Origin of the sequence: Microbacterium sp. Bi98 (genome assembly GCF_918698045.1) — a bacterium.
Classification (GTDB): domain Bacteria; phylum Actinomycetota; class Actinomycetes; order Actinomycetales; family Microbacteriaceae; genus Microbacterium.
Genome location: NZ_CAKKLK010000003.1, coordinates 156006 through 180627, shown reverse-complemented (window position 1 = coordinate 180627; position 24622 = coordinate 156006). Strand labels below are relative to the sequence as shown.

Below are 24622 nucleotides of genomic sequence, written 5' to 3'. Positions count from 1 at the left end.
ATGGCTTCGTCACCTCCGGCGCCCCGGATCCACTGGTTCGCGCGCCTCGAACACCGCCTCCACGTGTGGCGCGAGGGGCGAGCGCGCCGTCGCGGCCGCACCGCGACCATCCTCCCCTTCCCCGGTTACGGCGGGCCCGGCTGGGTGCGTGTCGTCGGTCGCGTTCTCATCGTCCCTCCCGCACGGAGCACGAAGGACGGCGAACCGGCCAGCGTCCGCGGCTGGCGGAGCTTCGTCGGCATCCCCGTGAGCTTCGCGAAGGTCGCCGTGCAGATCGGCGACTCGGTGCACTATGTCGTCGCCGACCGGGGCGGTGTGATCGATTCGGTCGTGCACGCCGAGCTCGAGCCAGGATGGCAGACCTTCACGTTCTCTGTCGAGGGTCAGGACCCGGTCGAGACGACCGCGTTCATCGTGGCCGAGTCGACCCACTTCGGGGTCGTCTCCGACGTCGACGACACCGTGATGGTCACCGCCCTCCCCCGACCTTTCATCGCCGCCTGGAACTCTTTCGTCGTCGACGAGCACGCGCGCATCCCCGTGCCGGGCATGGCCGTGCTGCTCGATCAGGTGCTCCGCGAATATCCCGGTGCTCCCATGGTCTACCTCTCGACCGGAGCCTGGAACGTCGCCCCGACTCTCCGCCGGTTCCTCGGGCGCCACCTGTTCCCCGCAGGCTCCATGCTCCTCACCGACTGGGGCCCCACGCATGACCGATGGTTCCGCAGCGGGCGCGAGCACAAGCTCACCAACCTGCGTCGCCTGGCCACGGAGTTCCCGCACGTGAAATGGCTGCTGATCGGCGACGACGGCCAGCACGACGAGGCGATCTACTCCGAGTTCATGGATGAGCACCCGGACTCCGTCGCCGGCGTCGCCATCCGTCGGCTGCTCCCGGCCGAGGCCGTGCTCGCCGGTGGTCGCGCGGGCCACGAGCCGCACTCCGACGACGTCGCCCCCTGGGTCAGTGCCGAGGACGGCGCGGGGCTCCGTGACCTGCTCGGCAAAGCCGGCATCCTCCGCTGAGGTGACCATGACGCTGGCGCGGACCGACTGGCTGGAACGCGAACGAGCGCACCAGACGAGAGCCGACGCCCTCACGGCTGAGCATCGGGAACGAGCCGCGCGGGGCGAGAAGCACCCGGTATGGGACTTCCTGTTCACCTATTACAGCTACAAGCCCGCGCAGCTGCGTCGGTGGCACCCCGGCGCCGGGGTCGAGCTCGAGGAGGCCGACGAGCGGCTGACCTGGCGGTGGTACTCCCCCGGCGCGACCAGAGCCGGTGCGGTGCCGGATGCCGCTGCCTTCGCGCGCGAGAAGGCAGACCTCGTTGGCCTCATCGAGCGGATGCTGCGTCGCACCGCCTCTCGACCCGGGCAGTTCGGATGCTTCGGACTGCATGAGTGGGCGATGGTCTATCGAGCGGATGAGCACAGACACGCGGTGCCCCTGCGTCTCGGGCAGGACGCAACGGATCTGGTCGTCGAGAGCCATGACCTCAGATGCACCCACTTCGATGCCTTCCGGTTCTTCACACCCGCGGCCGTGCCTCGCAACCGCACGGAACTGACCCGCGACGAGCAGCCCCTGTTCGAGCAGCCCGGATGCCTTCATGCCGGCATGGACCTGTACAAATGGGCGGTCAAGCTGGGCCCCCTCGTGCCCGGCGAACTTCTGCTCGACACGTTCGAGCTCGCAAGAGACATCCGCCTCCTCGACATGCAGGCCGCGCCGTACGACCTGGCACCGTGGGGTGTCGAGCCCGTACCGATCGAGACGACCGAGGGCAAGGCGGAGTACGTCCGCCGGCAGCGCGTGTTCGCAGAGCGCGGTGGGCATCTGCGCGGCGAGCTGCTGCATGCCTGGCTCGGCTCCACCACCGCCGTCACGCTCGCGGGCTGACCGGCGTGAGCGGGCTGAACGATCAGTCCGCCGGCTCGCACTCCGGGCACGGTGCCCAGTCGGTGGTCGCCGACGTCGACTGCAGGCGCAACGTCATCACGCGGGTGGCCGCGTCGGCGAGCCGATCGGCGGGCAGCACCCCCGCATCGACCGCATCCGCGAGCCCGCGGACGATCTGGCCGGCGGTGTCGGGAGTCGAACCGGCGATCATCAGCACGAGGTCGCTCCCGGCGACGACCGCCGACACGGCGTTCGTCACGGGGTCGGCGTACTCGGGTATCCCCGAGGACTGCAGCATCCCGAGGTCATCGGTCACGATCACGCCGTCGAATCCCAGTTGTTCACGGGCGATCTCGTGCCAGCGCGCCGACAGAGACGCGGGAGCAGGATCGATCGAGGTGTAGGCCAGGTGGCCGAACATCAGCAGAGAGGCACCGGCCTCGATACCTGCAACGAAAGGCACCGCGTCCGTGGAACGCCACTCATCGATGGTCTCGGCTGTGGCAGGGACAGCACTGTGGGAGTCGCCCGGCGCCGCCCCATGACCGGGGAAGTGCTTCAGCGTGGAGGCGATGATCTGCTCTTGCGCCGTGGTGGCGGCAGCGACTCGCTCGGCGGCTGTCTGGGGGTCGGTGCCGAGTGCCCTGCCGTAGATGAATGACGACGGGTCGGACGTCACGTCTGCGACCGTGCCGAAGTTCACGGTGATCCCCGCTCTCGCCACCAGCGCCGCGCGGGCGGAGAAGGCCGACGACGTGTCGGAGACCGGCTGCGATTTCAAGACGGTCGAGGCGGGGAAACCATCGCCGACGAGGCGCGACACGATCCCGCCCTCCTGATCGACCGCCACGAGCGGAGGCAGCGCGGGGTCGACCGTGAGAGCAGACGTGAGGGTCTGGAGCTCGTCGTCGGTCGCCGGGATGTTCGCTCCCATCAGGATGAAACCGCCCAGGCCCTGCTGCATGTAGGCGCGGAGCGCTCCGGCATCCGTCGTCGGGATGTGCCCCATCACAACGCTCGCCGCCCGCTCGACCGTCGTCATCTCGGCGACGAGAGCCTCGGCGTGCTCGCCGATCGCTGGTGAGGAGATCTGCGCATGGGCGAGACCGCCCTGCACCGAGCCGACAGCCGCGGCAGAGGCCGGTCCGGCCGCCGTCGCGAGGGCGACGAACGCCGCGGCACTGACCGCTCCGAAGCGACGTCGCAGCATGAAGTCAGGTGGTGAGAGCGTCGGCGATGGGCACGCCGGAGTCGGCCGTGCCGTTTCCGAATCGGATGGTGCGGCCGAACGTCGAGGGGTTGCCGAGCGATTCTGCGATCACAGCCGCCACATCGGCGCGCGCGACCTCGCCCTTGCCGTCCGGGTCGAGCAGGATGCGGCCCGTCGGCTCATCGAACGTGAGCGTGCCGGGGCCGAGGATCGTACCGTCGAGGTCCGTCGATCGCAGGTGCTCGTCCGCCGCCCACTTCGCATCCGCGTAGGCGAAGAACCCGTCGTCCTCAGCCACTCCGTGATCGGCCTTCGAACCGATCCACGAGACCATGACATAGCGCATGACACCCGCCGCCTCTGCGGCATCCATGGTGCGCATCGCCGCGTCACGATCGACGGCGTACGTGCGATCCGCGGAACCCCCACCGGCCCCGGCCGACCAGACGACGGCATCGTGACCGCGGATGATCTCCGCGAGTTCAGACGTGTCGAGGGTCTCGACGTCGGCGACCAGCGCATGCGCCCCTGTCGCCTCGACCTCCGAGACGTGGTCGGGGTTGCGGATGACCGAGGTCACCTCGTCACCCCGGTCGACGAGAAGAGGAGCGAGAAGCAGTGCGATGCGGCCGTGGCCGCCGAAGACGATGATTCGCGACATGTCTTCACCCTACGCGCCCTCGCCGACGTCGGCTCGGGACGAACGGGCCGAGATCGCTCAGGGGCTCCGGACCGATGCGACGGCCAGCGCCCGCTGGACGCCCTTCGCCGCTGAGCGTCCCGCCCTGTTCGCACCGATCGTGCTCGCCGACGGACCGTAGCCGACGAGCTGGATCCGCGGGTCCTGCACCGCGGTCGTCCCCCGCCCGCCGCGGTCGAGCTGGATGCCCCCGGCCGCGCTGCGGAGGTGCAGCGGCGCGAGGTGCGCGATCGCCGGGCGGAACCCCGTCGCCCAGAGGATGACGTCGACCCGCTCGAAGGTGCCGTCGGCCCAGCGGACGCTGTCCGGCTCGATGCGCGAGAACATCGGGCGGCGAGCAGCGTAGGCGCCGAGCCTCTCCGCCTCCCGTTCCTGCGGCCGCAGCATGAGCCCTGTGACGCTCACCACGCTCTCGGGAGGCAGCCCCTGGGCGACCCGTCGCTCGACGAGCGCGACGGCGGCTGCTCCTGCTTCGGGGGTGAAGTCGTCGCTGCGCCACACCGGCTCACGCCGCGTCACCCAGAGTGTGTCGGTGATCGGCGCCAGAGCTCCGAGGAACTGGACAGCCGACGCGCCCCCGCCGACGACGAGGACGCGCTTGCCCACGAAGTGCTCTGGTCCCGGATAGTCGACCGTGTGCATCTGCTCGCCGACGAAAGTCTCCATCCCCGGGTAGTGCGGCAGGAACGGATGCGTCCAGGTCCCGGTCGCGTTGACGAGCGTCCGACTGCGCCATTCCTGTTCCCCCGCGCGCACGACCAGGAGGCCGTCCTCGTCGACCACCCGGTCGACTCCCACGGGCCGGATCACCGGCAGGCGATGAGCGCGCTCATACGCCGCGAAGTATGCCGGCACGGCCATATTGGCGCGCTGCCCGTCTCGCGGCGGTGGAGAATCCCCCGGCAGCTCCGCCACTCCGTGCACGTCGCGCATCGTCAGAGCATCCCACCGGTGCCGCCATGCGCCCCCGGGCTCGGAGTCCGAGTCGAGCACGACATGACCGATGCCCAGACGGGTCAGATGAAAGGAGGCCGACAGACCGGCCTGACCGGCGCCGATCACGACGCTGTCCAGGATGCTCACGATGATGACAACACCCGCGATCACGCGGTTGTTCCGGGGCGTCAGAGGGCGATCTGGTAGTGCGTGTACCCGGTGTGCGTCGCCACGCTGTCGTAGAGCGCGCGGGCTGTCATGTTGGTCTCCTGCGTCAGCCAGTAGACCTTCTCGCACCCGTTCTCGACAGCCCAGGCACGCACGTGAGCGATCAGCAGCCGCCCTACCCCGGAGCCTCGGGACTCGCCGTCGACATAGAGGTCCTCGAGGTAGCAGTAGGGCGACGTGCTCCACGTCGCCGGGTGCGTGAGCCAGTGCACGATGCCGATCGCGCGCCCGTCGCCGTCGCGCGCGACCGCTCCGTGCAGATCCCGCCCCTAGACGATCCGCCGAAACGACTCTGTCGTGATCTCGTCAGGGAGCTCCGCGCCGTAGAAGGTCAGATACCCGCGCCACAGACCGGCCCATTCGTCGAAGTCGGCCTCTACGGTGGCGGTGATCGTCGTCATGCGGTCAGCCTAATGCGACGCGCCCGGGGGCCCCGCGCCGATTGGTGTTGCGCGCGATCCGTGTAGTACTCTGTTCAAGTTGCTTCGAGCAGTGACGAAGCAGTTCTGGGCCTGTGGCGCAGCTGGTAGCGCACCTGCATGGCATGCAGGGGGTCGGGGGTTCGAGTCCCCCCAGGTCCACCCGATAGAAGGCCCCGCGAGAGATCGCGGGGCCTTCTTCTCGTTCATCCGACACACCGGCGCGCGCGGGCGCCCTCGTCATCGGCGAAGGGCCGCCCATGGCAGAGCGCCAGGGACTTGCCATCGTCCGCTGCGCCGGATAGAAAGGCCAGGCCGTCTTCGTCACCGAGACGGTCTTCGACGAGGTGGAGGACGCACGTGCTGGGACTGTTCCGACGACCGGAGACCATGTCATCGTCTCTGTCAGACACGTCGACCCCGATGACGGAGACGCGGCTGTGGTCGCGGGGATTCGGCCTCGCCGCCACACGGAGTCTGCAGACCCTCTCGGTGCTCGCCCTGGTCGCCATCGGCGTGCTGGTGATCACGCAGCTCTCTCTCGTGTTCATCCCCGTGACGATCGCGCTGATCCTCGCCTCGGCCATCCACCCGCTCGTCGCGTTCATGCGGCGTCGCGGAGTGCCGTCGATCCTCGCCACCTGGATCGCGCTGATCGGCATCCTCGCGATCCTCGGCGGCATCGTCTGGGTGATCGTGCTGACGGTCCGTTCCCAGTGGGACGATCTGATCGAGTCGGCCACCGACGGCGTGACGCAGGTGACGGCCTGGCTCGACACCCTGCCTTTCGACATCGCATCGATCGATCTCGACGAGGTGTGGGCAGGAGTCGGCGACTTCCTGACCAGCGCCTCGTTCGGACGCGGCGCTCTCGCGGGGGTCTCGGCCACTGCGAGCTTCTTCACCGGCCTCGCCCTGATGATCGTCGTGCTGTTCTTCTTCCTCAAGGACGGACCGCGCATCTGGGAGTTCCTGCTCCGTCCCTTCACCGGGAACAGCTATGAGCGTGCGCGCCGCATCGGCGACAAGACCGTCGACGTCTTCGGAGGCTACATCCGCGGCACGTCGATCGTCGCCGCCGCCGATGCTCTCGGCATCGGCATCGGCTTGGCGATCCTGCAGATCCCTCTTGCACTCCCCCTCGCCGTGATCGTCTTCCTGACGGCGTTCATCCCGCTGGTCGGCGCAACCGCCGCCGGGATCCTCGCGGCTCTCGTGGCGCTCGTCACGCACGGCCCGGTGGCAGCCCTCATCGTCGTCGGCATCGTCGTGCTCGTGAATCAGCTCGAGGGCAACTTCCTTCAGCCGGTCGTGATGGCCCGCTCCCTCAAGCTCCACGCTCTCGTGATCCTCCTCGCCCTGACCACGGGCACCATCCTCGGCGGCATCGTCGGCGCGGTGCTATCGGTGCCGATCGCCGCTGTCGCCTGGGGCATCATCACGGTGTGGGACGGCCCGCACACCCCCGCGAAGCCGTTCCGCAAGAAGCGCCCCGAAACGGTGTGACACCGCCGACACGTCGAGTGCCGCAGAATCGTCGCACCGCCGGATACTCCTCCGGACCTCGGTCGTCAACCCACTCCCTGTCGGTGCACGCGCGACCTATCGTGGCGCGCACATCTCACGAGAGGAGTCGATGATGACCAACAACCCGATACCGCCGCTGGTCCCCCGCCCGGACGACGAAGGAGAGATCGACGGCGTGCCTCACCGCGACGTCGACGGCGAGCCCGTTCTCGACACGGATGCGGATGCCGACCAGGTCGACGGCGCCGCGGCCGACCGCCTGGCGTCGGAGAAGCCGCTGGGCGAGGACTCCTGAGTCCTCGCCCAGCACGCCCCTGCGCGGCAGGCCCCTCCCCGGGTCCTGCCGCGCAGCCTGTTCAGGTCGCGAGAAGAGGGGGCAGGTGCGGGATCGCGATGGGCCTCGTCGCCCGGCTCGAATCCTGCACTCGCGTCACCTCTTCGAGAACTTCGTAAGCGGTCGTGTACCGCACTGCCAGAGGCAGGTCGCGAAGCCACACGACCTCGACCTCGGTGTCCGCGTACTCGTAGACGCATGCCACCACGTGCCGCGGATCGTTCGTCTCGTATCGTCGGTCGTTGATCACCCACTCCGACGGTGTGACGCGATGCAGCACGTATCTAGGATCTGGATCTCCGGACATGTGATTCCCTCCAAGACTCTCTCCCCACTCAGATCATCCCCGCTCCGACCGAAAGGTCACAGGGGCTTGACAGCTGAGACGAGAGACTTCAGGGGGGTCACGCCCGAGGGCGGATGGTCAGATCGGTGAGAGCGGCGTCGTCCGGCAGGTCGAGCGCGGTGAGGATCGTCGTCGCGACGGAATCCGCCGTGATGAACCGCTCCGGGTCGTAATCCCGCCCTTCCTGCTGGTGCACTCGCTCCTGCATGGGGGTCGCGGTGCGTCCGGGGTAGATCGATGTGACCCGCACACCATGCTCGCTCTCCTCGGCCCGCAATGCGTCGGCGAGAGCCTTGAGTCCGTGCTTCGAGGCGGCATACGCCGACCATCCGGCGTGCGCGTGCAATCCCGCACCAGAGTTGACGAACACGATCCGAGCGCGAGAGACGCGCAGCACAGGGAGGAGCAGACGGGTGAGCTCGGCAGGCCCCACGAGGTTGACCGCGAGCTGGCGCTCCCAGAGATTCGCCGGAAGGTCGGCCACGGGTCCGAGGTCGACGACGCCCGCCGTGTGCACCAGCGAGTCGATGCGCTCGGGGAGCGCCTGCTTCGACAGTGCCCACGACAGCCTGCCGGGTTGCGCGAGGTCGCCGACGACGGCCGAGGCTCCAGGCAGCGCCGCGGTGATCTCCTTGGCGCGCCCGGCATCGCGGGCGAGCACCACGACCTGATCGCCCCGATCGAGGAGGCGGCGCGCGACGACCGCGCCGATGCCGGATCCGGCGCCGGTGATCAGGTGGACGGTCACGTCAGTCGCGGTCTGCTGCGGCGGAGTCTGCGAGCTCGAACGGCACGACGGGGCAGTCCTTCCACAGACGCTCGAGGCCGTAGTAGACGCGCTCTTCCTGGTGGAAGACGTGGACGATCAGATCGCCGAAGTCGAGGAGAACCCATCGTGCCTCCGCGCGACCTTCGCGGCGGACCCGCTTGTGACCGGCTTCGATGAGCTTGTCCTCGATCTCATCGGCGATGGCGGCGACGTTGCGCTCGCTGTTTCCGGTGACGAGCAGGAAGATGTCGACGAGCGGCAGAGGCTCCGAGACGTTGAGCGCGACGAGATCCTCACCGCCCTTCGAGACGGCGGCGTCGGCCGCGAGCTGGAGCATCTCTTCGGCGGTTTCAGGTGACTGCATCAGAACACATTCGTGGTGAAGGCGACGATCAGGGACACGCCCAGCGCGAGCGCGAGACCACCCGCCACGATCGCGAGGATGAGCATGAGTTTGTTGCCCTTTTCGGGGGCGGGCGGGCGGATGACCTCGCCGGCGGGCTTGATGGTGCTGACGGCCGCGCTGGCGGCGATCGGCGTGGGCGAGGATGCCGGGGGCAGCTCGCCGTCGATGAGCACGGCGTCCACGTCCTTGCCGTCCGTGGTGCCGTGCGCGTGGCCCTGCGAACCGAGTCCCTTGGGAAGTTCGTAGGAACCGGTCACGAGGATCTCTCCCGTGGAGGCGACGGGGCCTGAGAGCGACCCCTCTCCCGGGGAGGGGTTGAAGATGAGGGTGTTCGGAGCGAGATGCTGAGAACCGGTCGAGTCGCCGACGGTCAGCAGCTCGTCGAAAGACGGCGAGAAGGGCTTCCGTGTCTCCGCGTCGTCGCTGAGCAGATCCTGACCGAAGGCGGAGTTGACGACGGGGCGCTCCCCGTCCGCGATGTCGTCGTCGGCGTCGTCCACATCCGCCAGAACGTCGCCTGCGTCGACCTCGTCGGTCGCTTCTGCATCGATTCCGAGCTCCGCGACGGCGGCACTCGTGTCGCCCGCGCCGGAGGTGACCGGCTCGCGGTCGTCGTCCGTCGTGTCGAGGTTCGTCGAGGCGCTGACCGGTGCGGGCAGGTCCGCCGCAGCCGAGTCCTCGTCTTCCTGGTCATCGTCGTCAACGACATCGGAGTCGTGGACATCGGAGTCGTGGACGTCGGAGTCGTGGACGTCGGAGTCGGGAGCGTCGGCTGCCTCAGCCGCGGGGACCTCGACGGGCGGAACCTCGTCGGTCGAGTCCGCATCATCCGCACTGTCCGGCGCGTCGGACTCGTCAGCGTCGCCGACGGGAACGGATCCGGTCATGGAGCGTTCGCGCTCGCGAACCTGGCGACGCGTCAGCGGCGTGTTCCCCGGCTCGGTCTCGCCGCGGACGGCCGGTGCCGACGGTGCAGCGGGTTCGGTCTCGGCGGCGTCCTGCTCCTCGGGCGGCGTTGCGGCGGGCGGAGTCGCGACCGCAGCGGCAGCAGCAGCCTCCTCCGCCGAGATGACCGGTGTGGAGCCGGTCAACCGGATCTCACGCAACTGCTTTCGCGTCAGCGGACCCTGTTCCTGCCGATCCGATGTACTCATGCCTTGCTCCGATACAGATGATGCTTCGCGATGTATTGAACGACTCCGTCGGGGACGAGGTACCAGACCGGCTCGTCGTCACGGACCCGCGCCCGGCAGGCCGTCGACGAGATGGACAGCGCCGGCACCTCCAGTTGGCTGACGTTGTCGCTCGGGAGGCCGTCAGTGCTCAGGACGTGTCCTGGACGTGAGACCGCGACGAAGTGGGCCAACTCCCACAGTTCATCATGGTCCCTCCAACTGAGAATTTGCGCCACGGCATCGGCACCCGTGATGAAGAACAGCTCGGCGTCGGGCCGCTTCTCCTTCAGGTCGCGGAGGGTGTCGATCGTGTACGTCGGCCCTTCACGGTCGATATCGACTCTGCTCACCGTGAACTGCGGGTTGGACGCCGTCGCGATCACGGTCATCAGGTAGCGGTGCTCACTGGGGGTGACATCCGACTTCTGCCACGGGTGTCCGGTGGGCACGAAGACGACCTCGTCGAGATCGAAGGAGTGCGCGACCTCGCTCGCAGCGACCAGGTGCCCGTGGTGGATGGGGTCGAACGTGCCGCCCATCACACCGATGCGCGCCGGACGCGAGGTCGTGTCGTTCATATGGGCCTAGTGGCCGTGCCCTGCCTCGTGGCCGTCCTTGCCGTGCCTCGCGGCCCAGGCGTCAGCCTTGGCGGAGTGACGGTTGGCGACGTTCTTGTATGACAGCGTGACCAGGCCGAGGAAGGCGAAGACGATGATCGCGATGACGCCGAAGATCAGCGTCTCGAGCTGGACATTGCCGTGGTGCTCGGTTTCGGCAGCGACCATCGCGATCTGTGCGACGAGGTTCATCCTGACTCCGTTTCGTGGCTGGCGGGCGTGGCTCACGAAGAGCCACAGCGCCCCCTAGTCTAGCCCTCAGCCGCGCGTCTGCCCTGCCCCACGCGCCAGCCATTTCGTGCTGGTCAGCTCGGAAAGCCCCATCGGGCCCCTCGCGTGCAGCTTCTGCGTCGAGATCCCGACCTCGGCACCGAACCCGAACTCCCCGCCGTCGGTGAACCGCGTGGAGGTGTTCACCATCACGACCGCCGAGTCGACCTCGGCCAGGAACCGCTCCGCGTTGCGCGAATCCGTCGTGATGATCGACTCCGTATGGCCGGTGCTGTAGCGACGGATGTGGTCGAGAGCGTCATCGAGCGTGTCGACGACCTTGATCGCGATGTCGAGGCTCAGATACTCCGTCGCCCAGTCCTCCTCGGTCGCGGGGATCACGTTCGAGACGAGGCCGACCACCATGTCGTCGCCGTGAATGGCCACGCCCTCGCTCTGCAGCGCACTCGCGACCAGCGGGACGAGCCGTGGCGCGGCCTGACGGAGCACGAGGACCGTCTCGACCGCATTGCAGACGCTGGGGCGCTGCACCTTCGCGTTCACGACGATGTCCTGCGCCCAGTCGTCAGGGGCGCTCTCGTCGAGGACGATGTGCACGTTGCCGGCGCCGGTCTCGATCACGGGCACGGTCGCCTCGGTCACGACGGTCCCGATCAGCCCCGCACTGCCGCGAGGCACCAGCACGTCGATGTAACCCCGTCCGTGCATGAGGGCGGTGGCGCCGTCGCGACCGAAGTCGTCGACGGTCTGCACCGCTTCCGCGGTGACGCCTGCCTCCTCGAGTGCCTGGCGCATGATCTCGACGAGCACCGCGTTGGAGTCTCGTGCGGCGCTGCCACCGCGCAGGACCACGGCGTTCCCCGAGCGCAGCGCGAGCGCCGCGATGTCGACCGTGACATTGGGGCGCGCCTCGTAGATCGCCCCGACTACCCCGAACGGCACCCGCACCTGCTCGAGAGCGACGCCGTTCGGCATCCGGTGCCCTCCGACGACACGACCGACAGGGTCGGGAAGAGCCGCCACCTGACGGACCGCAGCGGCGAGGGAGGCGACGCGCTTCTCATCGAGGCGCAGTCGGTCGATGAGCGACTCGCCGATGCCGTCAGATCGACCGCGCTCGATGTCTCGGCCGTTGGCCTCGATGATCGCGGCCGCATTCCCCTCGAGAGCCACCGCGATGGCTTCGAGCGCGCGGGACTTGTCGTCGCTGGTCAGTCTGGCCGTGGCGCGGGACGCCTCTTTGGCACGCTCGAGCCGCACCTGCGGGGTCTGGTCGGTCATCCGCCCAGTCTAGGAGAGCGCGGGCTCGAACCAGGTCCCTATGTCGGCGCCCGCGAGGGCCTTGTCGACGAGGTCGGCGCTGGTCACGAGCACACCGATCCCGGACGCGGCCGCCAGTCGGGCGGCGGACACCTTCGTCGCCGCTCCCCCGGTGCCGACACTGTTGACGACCGTCGAGCCGAACTCGAGGCCTGAGAGATCGGCGTCCGGAGCGACGACGTCGATGGGCTCAGCGGTCGGGTCGGACGGCGGCTTGGTGTACAGCGACTCGATGTCGCTGAGCAGCACGAGCGCATCCGCCTCGATCAGCTGGGCCACGAGCGCGCCGAGGCGGTCGTTGTCGCCGAATCGGATCTCCTGCGTCGCGACCGTGTCGTTCTCGTTCACGATCGGCAGGATGCGAAGACCGAGAAGTCGCTCCATCGCCCGTCGCGCGTTGCTGCGCGAGGTCGGATTCTCGAGATCACCGGTCGTGAGCAGCACCTGTCCCGCGACGATGTCGAAAGGACGCAGCGACTCCTGGTAGCGGTACACGAGGATGTTCTGTCCGACGGCGGCTGCGGCCTGCTGAGTGGCCAGGTCCGTGGGGCGAGCATCGAGACGCAGGAACGGGATGCCCGTGGCGATCGCTCCGGAGGAGACGAGGATCACCTCGGCCCCGCGCGCGTGCGCTGCCGCCAGTGCCTCCACCAGAACGGGGATGCGCCAGGAGGACTCCCCGCTGATCGAGGAAGACCCGACCTTGACGACGATCCGTGAGGCTGTGGCGAGATCCGCCCTCGTGCGGGCGGTCACTCCCCGTCCTCGCGGTAGGCCGCGAGCCGCTGAGCCTCGACCTCGGCGCGAGCCTCGGCCTTGGCATCCATGCGCTCGTAGTAGTTCTCACGACGCTCGGAGGTGGTGCGACGCCCGTTGGGGGCGAGACGCGGGTCGGTGCCACGGGGTGCGGTCATCAGCTCGGCCGCAGACGTCATGGTGGGCTCCCAGTCGAAGACGATGCTGTCGCCCTCGCCGATGACGACCGTCGACCCCTGCACGGCACCGAGGCGGAAGAGCTCGTCCTCGACGCCCAGCTTCTCGAGACGGTCGGCGAGGTAGCCCACCGCCTCTTCGTTCTGGAAATCGGTCTGCTGGACCCAGCGCACCGGCTTCTCGCCGAGGATGCGGTAGACGTTGCCGTAGCTGCCGCCCTCGACGCGGATCTCGAAGCCCTTCTTCGGGCCACGCGGGCGAAGGATGACGCGCTCACGCGGGACCTCGGTCGCGGCGAGCTCGGCACGGTGCTGGTCGACGATCTCGCCGAGCGCGTAGGTCAGCGGGCGCAGACCCTCGTGCGAGATCGTGGAGATGTCGAAGACACGGAATCCGCGAGCCTCGAGGTCGGGGCGCACGAGGTCTGCGAGGTCGCGGGCCTCCGGCACGTCGATCTTGTTCAGGGCGATGAGCTGCGGGCGCTCGAGCAGAGGGGTCTGCCCCTCGGGAACCTCGTATGCGGCGAGCTCTCCCAGGATGACATCGAGGTCGGAGATCGGGTCACGACCGGGCTCGAGCGTTGCGCAGTCGAGCACGTGCAGCAGTGCGGTGCAGCGCTCGACGTGACGGAGGAACTCCAGTCCGAGACCGCGTCCCTCGCTCGCTCCTTCGATGAGTCCGGGGACGTCAGCGACCGTGTATCGCGAGTCCCCTGCCTGCACGACACCGAGATTGGGGTGCAGCGTGGTGAAGGGGTAGTCGGCGATCTTGGGGCGTGCGGCCGAGATCGCGCCGATCAGGCTGGACTTGCCCGCCGAGGGGTAGCCGACCAGAGCGACGTCTGCCACGGTCTTGAGCTCGAGGATGACATCGCCCTCGTACCCGGGGGTCCCGAGCAGCGCGAACCCGGGAGCCTTGCGCTTCGGGGTGGCGAGTGCGGCGTTGCCGAGTCCGCCATGCCCGCCCTTGGCGACGACGTAGCGCTCACCGGGCTCGATCATGTCGATGAGCACCTCGCCGGCCGGGTTCTTCACCACGGTGCCGACGGGAACGGGAAGCTCGAGATCCTCGCCCATGAACCCCGCACGGTGGTCGCCCATTCCGGGGCCGCCGTTTCCGGAGCTGCGATGCGGAGAGTGGTGGTACGAGAGGAGCGTTCCCGTCTGGGTGTCGGCGACGAGCACGACGTCGCCGCCGTCACCGCCGTTGCCGCCGTCCGGGCCGCCGAGCGGCTTGAACTTCTCGCGGTGCACCGAGACACAGCCGTTGCCGCCCTTGCCCGCGCGCAGATGCAGCGTCACGGTGTCGACGAAGCTGACCATGTCTCTCTCCTCAATTGATGCGGCCTGAGATGTGGACTCGGCCGGAAACGCAGATTCGGGACGGGCCGAAGCCCGCCCCGAATCGGATGACTAGTGTCGTGCTGTGATCACTCAGCAGCGGCGACGATGTTGACGACCTTGCGGCCGCCCTTCGCGCCGAACTGGACCGCACCGGCGGCCAGAGCGAACAGAGTGTCGTCGCCACCACGGCCGACGTTCACGCCGGGGTGGAAGTGCGTGCCGCGCTGGCGGACGATGATCTCGCCGGCGAGAACCTGCTGTCCACCGAAGCGCTTGACGCCAAGTCGCTGAGCGTTGGAGTCACGACCGTTACGGGTGGAGCTTGCGCCCTTTTTATGTGCCATGTCCTGGTCTCCTCGGTCTTTACTTGATGCCGGTGATCTTGACGCGCGTGAGCTCCTGGCGGTGGCCCTGACGCTTCTTGTAGCCGGTCTTGTTCTTGTACTTCTGGATGATGATCTTCGGGCCGCGGAGGTTGCCGATGACCTCTGCCGTGACCTTGACCTTCGCCAGCGAATCAGCGTCGGTGGTCACCGAGGCGCCGTCGACGAGCAGCACTGCGGCCAGCTCGATCTTCTCGCCCTGTGCAGCCTTGACACGGTCGAGCTGAACGATCGTGCCGACCTCGACCTTCTCCTGCCGCCCACCGGCGCGCACTACTGCGTAAACCACTTCATACCTGTTTCGTTGGGGAGCTCGCGGCTCCGAGATCTCACGGGAAGACTGTTGCTTGCATGCATCGCGGGGCGACGGGCACGAACGCAAGACTCTCCGCTCCGACCGTCCAGGACGACGCGGCATACGCACCAAGGGACTACTTTACCGGATGCGGGACACTGTGGCAAAACGTGCCGCCCGGTGTGTCCGGTCATAGGCTGAAGGGATGACCGTTCTCGTCGATGACCCCCTGTGGCCTGCGCACGGGCGCCTGTGGGCTCATCTCGTCAGCGATGACACCCTGCAGGAGTTGCACGACTTCGCGAGGGCGCATGACGTGCCCGCGCGCGCGTTCGATCTCGACCACTACGACGTTCCGGAAGAGATCATCCCCCGGCTCCTCGCCGCCGGCGCACAGCATGTCGGCGGCAAGGAGCTGGTCAGGCGGCTGATCGCCTCAGGACTGCGAATCCCCGCTCGCGACCGGCGCTGACGGCTCGGAGTTCACCGAGACGGGCGTGCCTGTGAGGGCAGCCGTCGAGACGCGGCGACGACCGCGACCCTGACCGGGCGCCTTCGGCTCGGGAAGAGCATCGAGCACCGAATCGAGCAGCGCCTCCGCCGGGGACTTCGGCGACGACTTGCGGTCGGATCCACGCTTCTTGCGAGGCTTCTTGGCGCGCTCCTGCGGTGCGGTCGCTTCCGTCGGCTCAGCCACGGGAGCGACGGCCTCTGCCGGCTCGTCGGCATTCGGAGTGCGCGTCGAGGCTGCGATCTGCGCGAGTGCCGACTTCGCTCCCTCGGGGATGCTGTGCGTCGTCACCGCGGCCGGAGCAGCGCTCTGCGACTGACCGTTGCCGCCGCGCTGGCGACGGTTGGACTGAGAGCTGCCGTTCCCGTTGCCGTTGCCGTTCCCGTTGCTGCTGGAGCGGTGCTTGACGACGGGGTCGTGGTGGACGATGACGCCGCGGCCGGCGCATACGTCGCACGCCTCGCTGAACGTCTCGAGCAGGCCGAGGCCCAGCTTCTTGCGGGTCATCTGCACGAGGCCGAGCGAGGTGACCTCGGCGACCTGGTGCTTCGTCCGGTCCCGGCTGAGGCACTCGATCAGGCGACGCAGAACCAGGTCGCGATTGGACTCGAGCACCATGTCGATGAAGTCGACGACGATGATGCCGCCGATGTCACGCAGCCTCAGCTGGCGGACGATCTCCTCGGCCGCCTCGAGGTTGTTCTTGGTGACGGTCTCCTCGAGGTTTCCGCCCGAGCCGACGAACTTGCCGGTGTTCACGTCGACGACGGTCATCGCCTCGGTGCGGTCGATGACCAGCGAACCGCCCGAGGGCAGCCACACCTTGCGGTCGAGCGCCTTCTCGATCTGCTCCGTAATCCGGAAAGCGTCGAACGGGTCGGTCTCGTCCTCATACGACTCGACGCGCTCGAGGAGGTCGGGTGCGACGCTCTCGAGGTAGGCGCGGATCGTGCGCTGCGCGTCCTCGCCCTGGATGAGCATCTTCGTGAAGTCCTCGTTGAAGACGTCGCGGACGATCTTGACGAGGAGGTCGGGCTCGGCGTGCAGCAGTGCGGGTGCCTGCTGGTTCTCGACCTGCTTGCGGATGTGCTCCCACTGGCTGGTGAGCCGCTGGACGTCACGCGTGAGCTGGTCCTCGGTGGCGCCTTCGGCCGCCGTGCGGACGATCACGCCGGAGGACTCGGGCAGGACCTCCTTGAGGATGCGCTTCAGGCGCGTGCGCTCGTTGTCGGGAAGCTTGCGGCTGATGCCGTTCATCGATCCGCCCGGCACGTACACGAGGTAGCGGCCCGGGAGCGAGATCTGGCTGGTCAGACGCGCGCCCTTGTGGCCCACCGGATCCTTGGTGACCTGCACGAGGACGCGGTCGCCCGCCTTCAGCGCGAGCTCGATGCGACGCGGCTGGTTGCCGGTCTCGACGCCGTCCCAGTCGACCTCACCGGAGTACAGCACGGCGTTGCGGCCGCGGCCGATGTCGACGAACGCCGCCTCCATGCTCGGCAGCACGTTCTGCACGCGACCGAGGTAGACGTTGCCGATCAGCGATGCGTCCTGGTTGCGAGCGACGTAGTGCTCGACGAGCACGCCGTCTTCGAGGACGCCGATCTGCGTGCGGCCGTTCTTGGAGCGGACGACCATCTTGCGGTCGACCGACTCGCGACGTGCGAGGAACTCCGCCTCGGTCACGACCGGGCGACGACGACCTGCGTCACGTCCGTCGCGGCGGCGCTGCTTCTTCGCCTCCAGGCGCGTGGAGCCCTTGATGGCCTTCGGCTCGGTGATGTACTCCACGACGCGCTGACGGGGCTGGCGCGGTTCATCGCGCTGCTCCCGCGGCTCACGCTGATCGCGAGTGTCGAGGTCGTCCGAACCGCCGCGACGACGACGGCCGCGGCGACCGGCCGGCTCGTCCTGCTCGCGGTCGGCGATGCGGTCGAACACACGCTCACGACCCGTGCGCGCAGGAAGCGGCAGGACCTCGGGTGCGTAGAAGTGCAGCTGGGTCGAGACCTGCGAGACGAAGACCTCGGGGAGCAGCCCCAGCGAGACGGCGGTGAGGGGCTTGGGCTCCTCCGGCTTCTCGGGTGCGGTCTCGGCAGCGGGCTTCTCGGCAGCGGGCTTCTCGGCAGCGGGCTGCTCGGGTGCGGCTTCGACAGCGGGCTGCTCTGCAGAGGCGTCGGGCGCGTCCTGCGACGGAGCCTCCGCAGCAGCGGCATCCTCAGCAGGAGCCTCCTCAGCAGGAGCATCCTCAGCAGGAGCCTCCTCAGCAGGAGCATCCTCAGCAGGAGCCTCCTCCGCAGGAGTCTCCTCGGCCGAGGCGGTCTCGCTCGTCGAACCCTCGCCGTCGGCCGGAGCGTCGGATGCTTCAGCCTCCGGAGCGTCGGCGACTACCTCTGCGGGCGCGTCAGCATCCGCAGTGAAGTCGAGGGTAGGGGCGTCGTAGTCATTGTTCTCATCGGCCATCTCTGGCTTGCTCCTCGCGCGGACACTTCGTGTTCCGCTAACTCTCATGCGACACCCGCAGGTGTCGCGAACTCATTCGGTGTGCGACCGGCCCATGGCTCTGATCACGAGGGGCATACGGCCCCGAAGTCTGCGTCGATGCGCGCCACGACGGGGTCGAGCGATGCATCACAGGCCATTATCGCACCAAGTGCCCCGGTTCGCGGCATCCTCGCGACTCCGGGTCGTTTTCTCCGGCGCGCTCACGCCCGATACATAGCGATCGCTGAGAGAATCCACACATGAGCGAGCAGCGCACCCGCCCCGTCGTCTATGCCGTGTGGTTGATCATCGCGAGCGTCATCGGCTGGTTCGCCGCCTTCCAGCTGACGGTCGAGAAGTTCGTGCTTCTGGAGAACCCGACCGATGCGCTCGCCTGCGATGTGAGCCCCTTCATCCAGTGCAGCAAGAACCTGGGGTCCTGGCAGGGTGAGATCTTCGGCTTCCCCAACCCGCTGCTCGGACTGACCGGGTGGATGGCCCCGTTGGTGATCGGCGTCGCGATCCTCGCCGGGGCGAGGTTCCCGCGGTGGTTCTGGGCGGCCTTCGGCGCGGGGATCACCTTCGCCTTCGGACTCGTCTGCTGGCTCATCGGCCAGAGCCTTTACGCCGCGAACCTCGGGGTTCTGTGCCCGTGGTGCATGGTGACGTGGGCAGTGACCATCCCGACCTTCTTCGCGACGATGCTGCATCTGACCCGCAACGGCACCTTCACACGGAACGAGAAGACCCGGGAACGCGCCGACAAGCTGATGGTATGGGTTCCGCTGGCCACCATCCTGGCCTACGCGGTCATCATCATGATGGCGCAGCTGCAGGGCCTGGACTTCCTCGGCGAGATGGCGCGCATCATCTTCTGACCCCGCCCGGACATGACGAAGCCCGCCGCACGATCTCGTGCGGCGGGCTTCATCGTGTGCGGATCGGTCAGTCGAACCAGATGCCGAGCTCGCGTGCGGCCGACTCGGGGCTGTCCGAGCCGTGCACGAGGTTCTGCTGCACTTTGAGACCCCAGTCGCGGCCGAAGTCGCCACGGATCGTGCCGGGCGCGGCGGTGGTGGGGTCGGTCGTGCCGGCGAGCGAGCGGAAGCCCTCGATCACACGGTTGCCGGCGAGGCGGATGGCGACCGACGGGCCCGAGAGCATGAACTCCAGGAGCGGCTCGTAGAAGGGCTTGCCCTCATGCTCCGCGTAGTGCTCGGCGAGCAGGTCGCGGTCGGGCTCGACCAGGCGGATGTCGACGAGGGCGTAGCCCTTCGCTTCGATGCGCGCCAGGATCGTGCCGGTGAGGCCGCGGGCGACACCATCGGGCTTGACGAGGACGAGGGTTTCTTCGGTGGCCATGTCATTCACTCTCTGTCTGAGTCTCAGTCGTGGGCCCGTCGGGACGTCGTGCGTCCAATCGGGCCCCCATGATCGTCGCATACCCCCACATGCCGCCGAAAACCACGACGACGAGCAGGATCGCGGGGACCAGGATAGCTGCCAGAGCGATGACGACCTGCAGGACCCAGCCCGCCGTGATCGCCCACGGCTTCGTGATCATGCCGGCGAGGGCGAGGCAGGCGAGCCCGACGACGGCACCGCCGACGATCCCCCACCATTGCGGGATGCCTGCGGGCAGCGTCTTCAGACCGAAGACCGTGAGCCCCGCGAGGAAGACGACGATGGACTCGAAACCGAGCACGATCGGCGCCAGCTTCTGCACCAGAGTGCGTGGGGGACGTGGCGGACGGGCCGGGCGGGATGCAGCGGTCACGCGCGCCATCCCGACTTCCAGTCCTCTTCCTCGGCGAGAGCGATCGCCTCACCGGCGAGCACGACCGAGCCGGCGATCACGACGGCCCGGCGATCCGATGACGCCGCCCACTCGCGCGCGGCGTCCGCTGCCTCGGCGAGCGTCGGGTGCACCGTCGCGCGCTGTCCCGTCGACTCGACGAGATCGGCGATGAGATCCGCGTCGCTCGCACGGTCGGACTCGGGCGCCGTGACGAACACATGGGCCGCCGCGGGTGCGAGCTTCGAGACGATACCGGCGGCATCCTTGTCAGCGAGCACGCCGAGCACCACACCCCACTCGTCGAAGTCGAAGCTGTCATCCATCGCCTGCACGAGCGCGGCTGCGCCGTGCGGGTTGTGCGCAGCATCCACGATCACCGTGGGAGCGACGCCCAACAGCTGAAGTCGCCCCGGCGAAGTCGAGCCCTGCAGGCCCTCCGAGATGATGTCGGCGGCGATCGGCTGCTGCGCCCCGCCGATGAGCGACTCCACGGCTGCGACCGCGAGAGCCGCGTTGTGTCCCTGGTGCGCTCCGTACTGGGGCAGGTACTCCTCGACATACGCTCCGGCGAGACCGCGGATGGTCAGCAGCTGTCCGCCGACGGCGAGCTTCTGCTCGGCGAGTCCGAACTCCTCCCCTTCGAAGGCGATCGTGGCATTCCTCTCGGCAGCGACACGGCGCAGCACCTCGGCGGCCTCCGCGGGCTGCTGGGCCGACACGACGGCAGCGCCCTCCTTGATGATTCCCGCCTTCACGGTCGCGATCTCGGCGATCGTGCCGCCGAGACGATCGGCGTGGTCGATGTCGATGGGCGCGAACACCGCCACATCACCGTCGGCCGTGTTGGTCGAGTCCCACTCGCCGCCCATTCCCACTTCGAGGACGAGCACGTCGACCGGGGCATCCGCCACCGCCACGAAGGCGAGCACGGTGAGCAGCTCGAAGAACGTGAGCGGCTCCTCACCCGCTGCCTCGAGCTCGGCGTCGACGATCTCGACGAACGGTTCGATCTCGTTCCAGGCGTCGACGACGGCGGCATCCTCGATCGGCTCTCCATCGATCACGATGCGCTCGGTGAAGCGCTCGAGGTGCGGACTGGTGAAGAGGCCCGTGCGCAGCCCGTGCGCGCGCAGCAGGGTCTCGATCATGCGAGCGGTCGAGGTCTTGCCGTTCGTACCCGTGATGTGCACGACGCGATACGTGCGCTGCGGATCGTCGAGATACGCGAGGATGCGCGCTGTGCGCTCCTTGCGCGGCTGCACCCAGCGCTCCCCCGCACGACTCAGCAGCTTGTCGTAGACGGCATCGGCCTTGTCGCGTGCGCTCATTCGGCGGGCTCCTTCGTCGTGACGTCGATCGTGACGATGATCGGGCGTTTGTCGGCGCCCAGGGCGGTCGCACCACTGCGGAAGACGCCGTCGCCGGGGCTGGTGACCTCCTGCACGAGGGTGTCCATGTCGTCGGTCGCCTGCACCGCGAACGCGACGGCCAGGGTCTCCCCCGCGATCAGGTCCGCATGCGCCTGCAGCGCCTCCGCATCGGCCGGGCCCACGTTCAGTGCCAGAACGATGCGGTCGCTCACATCGAGGTCCGCATTCTTGCGGGCCTCCTGCACGACGCGGATGGCGTCTCTCGCCAGTCCCTCGGCTTCGAGCTCAGGAGTGGTCGTCGTGTCGAGCAGCACGAATCCGCCGCTCGGCACGATCGCGAGCGCCTCCCCCTCGGGCCGGCCGGTGGTCTCGAGCACGAGGTCGTACTCGCTCGGCTCGAGCACGATGCCACCCGCGGTCACGACGCCGTCGACCTCCGACCAGTCGCCGGACTTCGCGGCCTTGATCACCGTCTGCACGTTCTTGCCCAGGCGCGGACCCGCCGCACGGGCGTTCACGCTCAGCCGGTGGCTGATCCCGTATCCGCCGGCGGTCGTGTCCGACTGCTGGACGAGCTCGACCGACTTGACGTTGAGTTCCTCGCGCAGGATGTCCTCGAACTGGCCGAGCGTGGCCGCCAGAGGTGACACCACCGTGAGGCGTGCGAGTGGCAGCCGCACACGGAGCTTCTCCTTCTTGCGCAGGGCGTTGCCGACGCTCGACAGCTCGCGAACCGCATCCATCGCGTCGCGGATCTCGTCCGCCGCGGGGAACGCGGTGTCATCCGGCCAGTCCTGCAGGTGCACGCTGCGTCCGCCCGTGAGCCCCTGCCACACGCGCTCGCTGATGAGCGGCACGAGAGGCGCGGCGACCCGGGTCAGCGTCTCGAGCACCGTGTAGAGCGTGTCGAAGGCGTCTGTGCTCGACCCCTCCCAGAACCGGTCGCGCGAGCGACGGATGTACCAGTTGGTGAGCACCTCGGCGAAGTCGCGCAGACGCGCGGACGCGGTCGTGGAGTCGAGACCCTCGAGGTCCGCTCGCACCTCGCGCACCAGGTCGCCGAGACGAGCGAGGATGTAGCGGTCGAGGACGTCAGTCGAATCAGTGCGCCAGGTCGCCTCGTATCCGCCGGGCTTCGCCGCGTTGGCGTACGTCGCGAAGAAGTACCACGAGTTCCACAGCGGGAGCAGGAACTCGCGCACGCCCGAGCGGATGCCCTCTTCGGTCACTGCGAGGTTGCCGCCGCGCAGCACCGAGCTCGACATGAGGAACCAGCGCATCGCGTCGGAGCCGTCGCGGTCGAGCACCTCGGAGACGTCCGGATAGTTGCGCAGCGACTTCGACATCTTGTAGCCGTCGTTGCCCAGGACGATGCCGTGGCAGCTGACGCCCGTGAACGCCGGTCGATCGAACAGCGCCGTCGAGAGCACGTGCATGACGTAGAACCAGCCACGCGTCTGCCCGATGTACTCGACGATGAAGTCGGCGGGCGCATGCGTGTCGAACCACTCCTGGTTCTCGAACGGATAGTGCACCTGGGCGTACGGCATCGAGCCGGAGTCGAACCACACGTCGAAGACGTCCTCGATGCGGCGCATCGTGCTCCGGCCGGTCGGGTCATCGGGGTTCGGACGGGTGAGGTCGTCGATGTATGGGCGGTGCAGATCGATCTCACCCTCGGGGTTGCGCGGGAGCGTGCCGAAGTCGCGCTCCATCTCCTCGAGCGAGCCGTAGGCGTCGACGCGCGGGTACTCGGGGTCGTCGCTCTTCCAGATCGGGATCGGCGAGCCCCAGTAGCGGTTGCGGCTGATCGACCAGTCGCGCGCGCCTTCGAGCCACTTGCCGAACTGGCCGTGCTTCACGTTCTCGGGCACCCAGGTGATCTGCTCGTTGTTCGCGAGCAGGTCGTCCTTGATGTCGGTGACGCGGATGAACCAGCTGGACACGGCCTTGTAGATCAGGGGATTCCGGCACCGCCAGCAGTGCGGGTACGAGTGCACGTAGCTCTGCTCGCGCAGGAGGCGCCCCTCGGTGCGCAGCAGGCGGATGAGCGGCGTGTTCGCGTCCATCCACAGCTGCCCGGCGACGTCGGTGACGTTCGGCAGGAATCGTCCGCCATCGTCGAGCGACAGGATCGTCGGGATGCCGGCAGCACCGGCCACCCGCTGGTCGTCCTCACCGTAGGCAGGAGCCTGGTGGACGATGCCGGTGCCGTCGCTGACCGTGACGTAGTCGTCGACGAGGATGCGCCAGGCGTTCTCCGTGCCGTAGGTCTCGGCGTCGGCGTAGTAGTCGAAGAGCCGGTCGTAGGTGACGCCCTCGAGCTCGGCTCCGCGCACCGTCGCGTCGACCGCGGCGAGCGCCTCGTCGAGGCTCTCGTATCCGAGCTCCTTGACGTAGCCGCCGAGCAACTCACGCGCCAGAAGGTAGCGGTGGGCCGAGGCCTCGACGGCGGCATCCGTCGTTCCCGCGACCTGGTGCACGTCGGCAGCTCCTCCGGGACCGGCGGGCAGCACGACGTACTCGATGTCGGGGCCGACGGCGAGCGCGAGGTTGGTGGGCAGGGTCCAGGGTGTGGTCGTCCAGGCGAGTGCCCGCACGGCGGTGAGACCGAGGGCCTCAGCCTTCGCACCGGTCAGCGGGAACGTGACGGTGACCGACGGGTCCTGACGGTTCTGGTACACGTCGTCGTCCATGCGCAGCTCGTGCGCCGACAACGGGGTCTCGTCGCGCCAGCAGTACGGCAGCACGCGGTATCCCTCGTAGGCGAGTCCCTTGTCGAACAGGGTCTTGAACGCCCAGAGCACGCTCTCCATGTAACCGAGGTCGAGCGTCTTGTATCCGCGCTCGAAGTCGACCCAGCGAGCCTGACGAGTGACGTAGTCCTGCCACTCATGTGTGTACTTGAGCACCGAGTCCTTCGCCTTCGCGTTGAAGACGTCGATGCCCATCTCCTCGATCTGGCTCTTCTCGGTGATGCCGAGCTGCTTCATGGCCTCGAGCTCGGCGGGCAGACCGTGGGTGTCCCAGCCGAAGACACGATCGACCTTCTTGCCGATCATGGTCTGGAATCGCGGGAAGACGTCCTTGGCGTAGCCCGTGAGCAGGTGCCCGTAGTGCGGCAGGCCGTTGGCGAACGGCGGGCCGTCGTAGAAGACCCACTCGTCTTCGCCCTCGCGCTGCTCGATCGAGGCGCGGAAGGTCTGATCGGTCTCCCAGAAGTCGAGCACCTCGCGCTCGATCTGAGGGAACCGAGGGCTCGGGGCGACGGAGGCAGCCTGGTCGGCGGCGGGGCCGAAGGAGGAACGCGGGTAGGTCATGTCGTCTCGCAGGAGTCGTGGCGGATGCTGCTGCGAGGACGATCCGTCCGGCTTGTCGTTCCGG

The 24622-nt window shown here is 68.1% G+C and carries 27 protein-coding genes and 1 tRNA gene; 7 read left to right on the top strand and 21 right to left on the bottom strand.

Annotation, left to right across the window (positions count from 1 at the left end; all coding sequences use genetic code 11):
* Positions 1–1026, top strand: a complete 1026-nt coding sequence (locus LQZ85_RS07565) for a phosphatase domain-containing protein (RefSeq protein ID WP_056278907.1) — start codon at positions 1–3, stop codon at positions 1024–1026.
* A 7-nt stretch (positions 1027–1033) separates the two neighbouring features.
* Positions 1034–1903, top strand: a complete 870-nt coding sequence (locus LQZ85_RS07560; RefSeq protein WP_053096562.1) for a hypothetical protein — start codon at positions 1034–1036, stop codon at positions 1901–1903.
* A 22-nt stretch (positions 1904–1925) separates the two neighbouring features.
* Here LQZ85_RS07560 and LQZ85_RS07555 read toward each other — a convergent pair whose 3' ends face one another.
* From LQZ85_RS07555 to LQZ85_RS17860, 5 genes are read right to left on the bottom strand one after another with little or no spacing between them, the layout of a single operon-like run.
* Positions 1926–3113 carry a glycoside hydrolase family 3 N-terminal domain-containing protein gene (locus LQZ85_RS07555; protein ID WP_056278908.1) on the bottom strand — a complete coding sequence of 396 codons (1188 nt, stop codon included), beginning with the start codon at positions 3111–3113 and terminating at the stop codon, positions 1926–1928.
* A gap of 4 nt (positions 3114–3117) precedes the next feature.
* Positions 3118–3774 (bottom strand): SDR family oxidoreductase, encoded by a 657-nt coding sequence (locus tag LQZ85_RS07550; RefSeq protein ID WP_056278909.1) that lies wholly within the window; start codon positions 3772–3774, stop codon positions 3118–3120.
* A gap of 57 nt (positions 3775–3831) precedes the next feature.
* A complete protein-coding gene (locus LQZ85_RS07545) occupies positions 3832–4896 on the bottom strand; it encodes an NAD(P)/FAD-dependent oxidoreductase (RefSeq protein ID WP_056279114.1) in 1065 nt (354 codons plus the stop codon).
* A gap of 41 nt (positions 4897–4937) precedes the next feature.
* On the bottom strand, positions 4938–5237 hold the full coding sequence (locus LQZ85_RS07540) for a GNAT family N-acetyltransferase (RefSeq protein WP_268778169.1): 300 nt from the start codon (positions 5235–5237) through the stop codon (positions 4938–4940).
* 9 nt (positions 5238–5246) lie between these two features.
* Positions 5247–5378 (bottom strand): hypothetical protein, encoded by a 132-nt coding sequence (locus LQZ85_RS17860; RefSeq protein ID WP_268778161.1) that lies wholly within the window; start codon positions 5376–5378, stop codon positions 5247–5249.
* Between the two features lie 107 nt (positions 5379–5485).
* On the opposite strand from LQZ85_RS17860, the gene LQZ85_RS07535 reads away from it, so the two are divergent.
* The 3 genes from LQZ85_RS07535 (at position 5486) to LQZ85_RS07525 (ending at position 7218) form a co-directional block, all read left to right on the top strand.
* Positions 5486–5558 (top strand) — tRNA-Ala (locus LQZ85_RS07535).
* Positions 5559–5819: 261 nt separating this feature from the next.
* Positions 5820–6902: an AI-2E family transporter gene (locus tag LQZ85_RS07530; RefSeq protein WP_230100734.1), complete on the top strand. Its 1083-nt coding sequence runs from the start codon at positions 5820–5822 to the stop codon at positions 6900–6902.
* A gap of 133 nt (positions 6903–7035) precedes the next feature.
* Positions 7036–7218 (top strand): hypothetical protein, encoded by a 183-nt coding sequence (locus LQZ85_RS07525; RefSeq protein WP_053099155.1) that lies wholly within the window; start codon positions 7036–7038, stop codon positions 7216–7218.
* Positions 7219–7279: 61 nt separating this feature from the next.
* Here the strand turns inward: LQZ85_RS07525 and LQZ85_RS07520 are convergent, their stop codons facing one another.
* The 11 genes from LQZ85_RS07520 to rplU all read right to left on the bottom strand — a co-directional run bounded on the left by LQZ85_RS07520 (position 7280) and on the right by rplU (position 15069).
* The gene (locus LQZ85_RS07520; protein WP_053096570.1) at positions 7280–7564 is read right to left on the bottom strand and encodes a hypothetical protein; all 285 of its coding nucleotides are present in this window, start codon (positions 7562–7564) and stop codon (positions 7280–7282) included.
* A 97-nt stretch (positions 7565–7661) separates the two neighbouring features.
* Entirely contained in the window at positions 7662–8351 is a 690-nt protein-coding gene (locus tag LQZ85_RS07515; protein ID WP_056278910.1) for an SDR family oxidoreductase, read from the bottom strand.
* 1 nt (position 8352) lies between these two features.
* Entirely contained in the window at positions 8353–8736 is a 384-nt protein-coding gene (gene rsfS / locus LQZ85_RS07510) for a ribosome silencing factor (protein ID WP_042537705.1), read from the bottom strand.
* A complete protein-coding gene (locus LQZ85_RS07505; protein WP_056278911.1) occupies positions 8736–9932 on the bottom strand; it encodes a hypothetical protein in 1197 nt (398 codons plus the stop codon). Before LQZ85_RS07505 ends, rsfS begins: the two co-directional genes overlap by 1 nt.
* Entirely contained in the window at positions 9929–10531 is a 603-nt protein-coding gene (gene nadD / locus LQZ85_RS07500) for a nicotinate-nucleotide adenylyltransferase (protein ID WP_053096575.1), read from the bottom strand. The genes LQZ85_RS07505 and nadD overlap by 4 nt, the downstream gene beginning before the upstream one ends.
* Before the next feature lie 6 nt (positions 10532–10537).
* Positions 10538–10762 (bottom strand): hypothetical protein, encoded by a 225-nt coding sequence (locus LQZ85_RS07495; RefSeq protein ID WP_053096577.1) that lies wholly within the window; start codon positions 10760–10762, stop codon positions 10538–10540.
* Between the two features lie 66 nt (positions 10763–10828).
* A complete protein-coding gene (locus LQZ85_RS07490) occupies positions 10829–12082 on the bottom strand; it encodes a glutamate-5-semialdehyde dehydrogenase (RefSeq protein ID WP_056278912.1) in 1254 nt (417 codons plus the stop codon).
* 9 nt (positions 12083–12091) lie between these two features.
* The gene (proB, locus tag LQZ85_RS07485) at positions 12092–12877 is read right to left on the bottom strand and encodes a glutamate 5-kinase (RefSeq protein ID WP_053096581.1); all 786 of its coding nucleotides are present in this window, start codon (positions 12875–12877) and stop codon (positions 12092–12094) included.
* A complete protein-coding gene (obgE, locus tag LQZ85_RS07480) occupies positions 12874–14376 on the bottom strand; it encodes a GTPase ObgE (RefSeq protein ID WP_053096582.1) in 1503 nt (500 codons plus the stop codon). The genes proB and obgE overlap by 4 nt, the downstream gene beginning before the upstream one ends.
* A 107-nt stretch (positions 14377–14483) precedes the next feature.
* Positions 14484–14741, bottom strand: coding sequence for a 50S ribosomal protein L27 (rpmA, locus tag LQZ85_RS07475; protein ID WP_028501603.1), 258 nt, complete (start codon positions 14739–14741; stop codon positions 14484–14486).
* Positions 14742–14760: 19 nt separating this feature from the next.
* A complete protein-coding gene (gene rplU / locus LQZ85_RS07470; protein WP_072591411.1) occupies positions 14761–15069 on the bottom strand; it encodes a 50S ribosomal protein L21 in 309 nt (102 codons plus the stop codon).
* 211 nt (positions 15070–15280) lie between these two features.
* Here rplU and LQZ85_RS07465 point away from each other — a divergent pair, with 211 nt between their 5' ends.
* Positions 15281–15547 carry a DUF4031 domain-containing protein gene (locus LQZ85_RS07465; protein WP_053096584.1) on the top strand — a complete coding sequence of 89 codons (267 nt, stop codon included), beginning with the start codon at positions 15281–15283 and terminating at the stop codon, positions 15545–15547.
* On the opposite strand, the gene LQZ85_RS07460 is transcribed toward LQZ85_RS07465, so the two are convergent.
* Complete coding sequence (locus LQZ85_RS07460) at positions 15512–18049, bottom strand: Rne/Rng family ribonuclease (protein ID WP_056278913.1); 2538 nt, start codon at positions 18047–18049, stop codon at positions 15512–15514. The genes LQZ85_RS07465 and LQZ85_RS07460 overlap by 36 nt on opposite strands.
* Positions 18050–18330: 281 nt before the next feature.
* Between LQZ85_RS07460 and LQZ85_RS07455 the strand changes: the two genes are divergently transcribed.
* On the top strand, positions 18331–18948 hold the full coding sequence (locus tag LQZ85_RS07455; RefSeq protein ID WP_053096588.1) for a vitamin K epoxide reductase family protein: 618 nt from the start codon (positions 18331–18333) through the stop codon (positions 18946–18948).
* Between the two features lie 67 nt (positions 18949–19015).
* Here the strand turns inward: LQZ85_RS07455 and ndk are convergent, their stop codons facing one another.
* From ndk to ileS, 4 genes are read right to left on the bottom strand one after another with little or no spacing between them, the layout of a single operon-like run.
* Positions 19016–19432 (bottom strand): nucleoside-diphosphate kinase, encoded by a 417-nt coding sequence (ndk, locus tag LQZ85_RS07450; protein ID WP_029261664.1) that lies wholly within the window; start codon positions 19430–19432, stop codon positions 19016–19018.
* Between the two features lies 1 nt (position 19433).
* Positions 19434–19856 (bottom strand): DUF4233 domain-containing protein, encoded by a 423-nt coding sequence (locus LQZ85_RS07445; protein WP_053096593.1) that lies wholly within the window; start codon positions 19854–19856, stop codon positions 19434–19436.
* Positions 19844–21196, bottom strand: a complete 1353-nt coding sequence (locus tag LQZ85_RS07440; protein WP_056278914.1) for a folylpolyglutamate synthase/dihydrofolate synthase family protein — start codon at positions 21194–21196, stop codon at positions 19844–19846. The genes LQZ85_RS07445 and LQZ85_RS07440 overlap by 13 nt, the downstream gene beginning before the upstream one ends.
* A complete protein-coding gene (gene ileS / locus LQZ85_RS07435; protein WP_056278915.1) occupies positions 21193–24558 on the bottom strand; it encodes an isoleucine--tRNA ligase in 3366 nt (1121 codons plus the stop codon). The genes LQZ85_RS07440 and ileS overlap by 4 nt, the downstream gene beginning before the upstream one ends.
* Positions 24559–24622: the final 64 nt, after the last annotated feature.